General features: G+C 66.5%; 6 protein-coding genes. All 6 read left to right on the plus strand.

Going from position 1 to position 4,217, the window contains the following annotated elements; all coding sequences use genetic code 11:
* Positions 1-165: 165 nt before the first annotated feature.
* The 6 genes from J2Z30_RS52085 to J2Z30_RS52090 all read left to right on the plus strand — a co-directional run bounded on the left by J2Z30_RS52085 (position 166) and on the right by J2Z30_RS52090 (position 4,102).
* Positions 166-378, plus strand: a complete 213-nt coding sequence (locus J2Z30_RS52085; RefSeq protein WP_345664917.1) for an HNH endonuclease — start codon at positions 166-168, stop codon at positions 376-378.
* Between the two features lie 440 nt (positions 379-818).
* Complete coding sequence (locus J2Z30_RS49125; protein WP_044570445.1) at positions 819-1,025, plus strand: hypothetical protein; 207 nt, start codon at positions 819-821, stop codon at positions 1,023-1,025.
* A 49-nt stretch (positions 1,026-1,074) separates the two neighbouring features.
* Positions 1,075-2,001 (plus strand): group II intron maturase-specific domain-containing protein, encoded by a 927-nt coding sequence (locus tag J2Z30_RS49130; protein ID WP_209469205.1) that lies wholly within the window; start codon positions 1,075-1,077, stop codon positions 1,999-2,001.
* Positions 1,932-2,474 carry a SigE family RNA polymerase sigma factor gene (locus tag J2Z30_RS49135; RefSeq protein WP_044570440.1) on the plus strand — a complete coding sequence of 181 codons (543 nt, stop codon included), beginning with the start codon at positions 1,932-1,934 and terminating at the stop codon, positions 2,472-2,474. Before J2Z30_RS49130 ends, J2Z30_RS49135 begins: the two co-directional genes overlap by 70 nt.
* Positions 2,475-2,503: 29 nt before the next feature.
* A complete protein-coding gene (locus tag J2Z30_RS49140; protein WP_052702055.1) occupies positions 2,504-3,289 on the plus strand; it encodes a hypothetical protein in 786 nt (261 codons plus the stop codon).
* A gap of 288 nt (positions 3,290-3,577) precedes the next feature.
* Positions 3,578-4,102 (plus strand): DUF6283 family protein, encoded by a 525-nt coding sequence (locus J2Z30_RS52090; RefSeq protein ID WP_372453434.1) that lies wholly within the window; start codon positions 3,578-3,580, stop codon positions 4,100-4,102.
* The last annotated feature ends 115 nt before the right edge of the window (positions 4,103-4,217 follow it).

The following is a 4,217-nucleotide window of genomic DNA, read 5'->3' on the forward strand; positions in this document are numbered from 1 at the left end:
GGGCCCCGCGCGGGGCTCCGGGTCACGGTCGAACGAAGCGATGGGCGAAAGCCACTGGTAGCGCAGTGGGGCGGGGTCTCACTTGCCCGCAAGACCACAATCGGCATCCTCGACGACAACCCCCCGAAGGTTTGGAGCGATCGGTCCGAACTCGTACAACGACTTCTGGCCGACACCTGCGAATTATGTGGCTCCCCACAAGGCGTCGAAGTGCACCATATTCGGCGCCTCAAGGACCTCCGTAGCAAAGGGCGGGCAGAAGTGCCCGCATGGGTTGAGCGGATGGCAGCCCGCCGCCGCAAAACCCTGGTTGTCTGCCGCATCTGTCACGAGGCCATCCACGCTGGAAGGCCAACCCGTCAGCCTTCACGGATGTAGACACTGGAGAGCGGTGTGCCCGGAAACGGGCACGCACCGTTCGGCGGGGGCCGCCGAAAATGGACCCAGCAATGGGCACCTCGTCGGCGGCCTACCCAACCCAATGCCGGTGGCCGAAAGACAGCGGGAAACCGGAGCACATGGCCAGCGCCTCCGCTGGTGCTCCGGATAACCGGCCGGATACGGGTGCGCTGCCCGGACTCGAAAGGGTGCTGACGTGGGTCAGGCGGGCCTGTGCGGAACCGATGCCCACCAGGACCGGAACCGAAGGACAAGTTGGACGCCATGACGACTGCAACTTCCCGGGCGGAATCCGCCCTGGGCGACAGCGGCGCGGTGAACGGACCGGAGGGCAGCCCCACGGACTGGCAGTCAGGCCGAAGGGGACGGGTTGTCCGGATCTTGTTTGGTGGTCAACCGGTGTTTCCGGGAGGAGTCAGGTGAACGGATCGAGGTCGCAGGCCGAGACCAAGTCGTTCTACATTTCAAAGTCGATGGTGTGGGAGGCGTATCTGAGAGTCAAAGACAATCGGGGTGCACCCGGTGTGGACGGCGTTTCGATCGGGCGGTTCGAACAGAACCTCAAGGGGAATCTGTACAAGCTGTGGAACCGTATGTCGTCCGGCTCGTACTTCCTCCGGCGGTGAAGGCCGTGGAGAGGTGATTCACTGTCGCAGTGAGCAGCAGGCCCGCCGCGTGCGGGATGCGCTCGCAGCGAGAGTGACACAGGTTGGTTTGGAGTTGCATCCGGACAAGCCGCGCATCCTGTACTGCAAAGACGCCGACCGGCGTGGCTCGCACGAGCACACGTCGTTCACGTTTCTTGGATACAGGTTCCGGCCGAGGCTGTCCAAGAACCGGTATGGGAAGCACTTTGTGAACTTCCTGCCCGCGGTCAGCAACGAGGCGATCAAGGGGATGGGCAAGGAGATCCGTTCCTGGCGCATCGCCTGCCGCAGTGATATGTCCCTCGTTGATCTTGCGCAGATGTGCAACAACATCGCGCCGGGCTGGGTCAACTATTACGGACACTTCTACAAGTCCATGTTGTATCCGCTTCTCCGTCGCAGCCGACTCAACTACTTCAAGCGCGCGGTCTGCAAAGCCGCCCTGAGCTCCCTGGCCAGTTTCACGCGGCATCGGTTGATCAGCTGGTGGATGGCACTGCGCCGCTGGAAGTGGAAGGACGTCCGCCGACGGTTCACCGACCACACCGGTCGGTGGCAAAAGCCCTCGGCAGACGGGATCGAACTGTTCGACCTCCAAGCGGTGACGGTCACCCGCTACCGCTACAGAGGCAACACGACCTCCAACCCCTGGACCCACCCCAACCCCGCGCGAACGGCAGAGTCCGTGGAGAGCCCGGTACTCGGAGACGGGTACGCCGCGTTCGGCGAGCGGCACGGAGGAACGGACCGGTGGCAACACCGGCACCGCGCTCCGTGCCGGCTCAACAGGCACCCCCCGCTCCGACGAGAACGCGGCAAAAGATTCCGCGGTGAGGCAACGGTCTCGGCCTCTCATGGCCTCTTTTGCACATCTAGGAGGTGCTCATGGGGGTTCGAAAACAGGCCGGGGACAGAGAGTTCCAGGCCTTCGTCGTCGGCCGCTGGCCGCAGCTGATGCGCACGGCATTCCTGCTCACGGGGGAGCAGCACGCCGCGGAGGATCTGGTCCAGTCGACGCTGGAACAGGTCTATGTGGCCTGGCACAGGGTCACCTCGGCCGACGCCCCAGAGGCGTATGTACGACGAGTGATGATCAACGCGCATGCCCGCAGATACCGCAGGAAACTGCGGGAATTCCTGGTGCCCAGGAGCGAGGACGCGGGCCTGACACACGAGGTGGCCGACACCGGTGACCGGATCGCCCAGGCCGACGACCGCCACACGCTGCTGAAGGCGCTGGCCGAACTGCCGACACGGCAGCGGGAAGCAGTGGTCCTGCGCTACTGGGAGGACCTCACCGAGACACAGACGGCCGAGGCGATGGGCTGTTCGGTCGGCACGGTGAAGAGCAACGCAGCCAAGGGGATCGCGAAGCTGCGCGCCATATCGGGACTGGCGGAGACAGTGACGCAGGGAGGACGAAAGTGAAAAGCGCGGACTGGGAGACGAGCCACAACATGACACAGCACGACATCGCACTCCTGCTGGCCGACGCGGCCGACGAGGTGAAGATCGGCATAGCCCCCGCCCAGGCGCTGATTCGCGGCGGCCGCCGCCGCAAGGCCCGTCGCTGGGCGGTCGTGGCGACCACCACCCTGGTCGTGGCCGGCTCCACGGGGGCTCTGGCGCTGACGGGGCTGTCCGGCGACGGGGACCGGGGGGTGTCGCCGGCGAGCCGGCCGGTCGCCAGCGCGGAGGCGTCCGAGCCGCACATGCGGACGACCCTGGCGAGCGGCACCGACGCGGGAGTGCCGTGGAGGGTGTACATCGACGTGTGGAAGGCTCCGGCGGACACGGTGGAGGCCCAGGCCACCCTGGCGGCGATGGCGAAGTTCGGCGAGCACCCGGAGGACGTCTCCACGGCCTCCGAACTGGTGGGCAAGGTCGCGCACTTCGTGCACCGGGTCACCGGTAAAGAGGCGAGGACCACCCAGATCGCGGACATGGCGCTACCTGAGGACGACGTCCTGTCCGGCGGCGAGTACGGGACCGTCTCGCTCCCGCTGCTCCCCGGGAACGACACGGCCCCGCGCCTGGTGACTGGCCAGGTCGCCAAGACCGCCCGGGAGGTCACCTGCACCTGGAAGGACGGCACGTCTACCAAGGTCGGCCGTGCGTCCGCGGCCACCGAGGCGAACGCCGCCGTTCCGGTCATCCACAGCCCCAAGCACTCGCCCTACGACTGGTTCGTCTGCCTGGCGCCGAAGTCCACCGCGTTCGAGGGGATCAAGGTGACGAAGTAGACGAAGCGGGAGACCGAGTGCAGGGAGCCGAGGCCGGACGACGGTTTGCGACGCCCGGCGGCCCCTCGGAGCCCCGTCCGGGCCGGGCCGGGGCTCCGGAAGACGCCCGCGGCACCGAGGGCAGGGGGAGGCTCTCCCTTCCCCTCCCCGGCGGGGTGACATGAGCCCCCCACAGCTCCCCGCCCGCACCGGGCGACGGGGGAAACCCCGCCGCACCGGGTCCCCGTCGGGGTACCCGCTACGGTCCGTCTTCACACGGATCTTGCCCAGAGCAGGAATGATGCGAGTGTGACCGCCCGCTTCGTAGGAGGTGGCGGTCTTTTCGTATCTTGTGGCGATGCCGCGGAAGCCCTTGAGGTGGTTGGAACAGCGTTCGACGGTGTTGCGTCGGTGGTATGCCTCCCGGTCGAACCCTGGCGGCCGCCCGCCGCGGCCTTCGCGGTTGTGACGGTGCCTCTGCTGGTCCGTCTTCTCTGGGATGGTGTGTGCGATGCCGCGTCTGCGCAGACACCACACGACCTTAAGTTGTCAGGCCGCGGCGGCGAGTTCGGTAGGGAAGGCGGTGCGTTCGTCGAACAGCTCGCGAAGCTCCGGCGCTACGACGCCGAAACTCCAGACCAGCCCGCAGGGCTGTTCCAGTGCTATCAGGCCGATGCCGACAGTGCTGTCCGGCGTGTTTGTGCTGGCTGGGCTGGATGCCACGAGGGTGAGGAACTACTCGCCCTGCGGCTGGCGGTGCTCGACGGTTGCATCGACGCCGCCACGTACAGGACTGTGGTCGAGTACGTGTCGCCGGTGCCCCTGTTCCCTTGAGGCAGCGAAGCCGCTGCTCACGGTGAGGCGGGCATCGCTGCGCCAGTCAAGGAGGCCCGCCGCCTGATCAACAAGATTGCTCGGACACGCAATGACCTGGTGTAGTAACGGTTCT

The organism is Streptomyces iranensis (assembly GCF_017874715.1).
Classification (GTDB): Bacteria; Actinomycetota; Actinomycetes; order Streptomycetales; family Streptomycetaceae; genus Streptomyces; species Streptomyces iranensis.

Bases quoted from the DNA above. Each gene is read 5' to 3' on its own strand.
- J2Z30_RS49140 (WP_052702055.1), top strand. From the start codon at position 2,504: ATGACACAGCACGACATCGCACTCCTGCTGGCCGACGCGGCCGACGAG.
- J2Z30_RS49135 (WP_044570440.1), top strand. From the start codon at position 1,932: ATGGGGGTTCGAAAACAGGCCGGGGACAGAGAGTTCCAGGCCTTCGTC.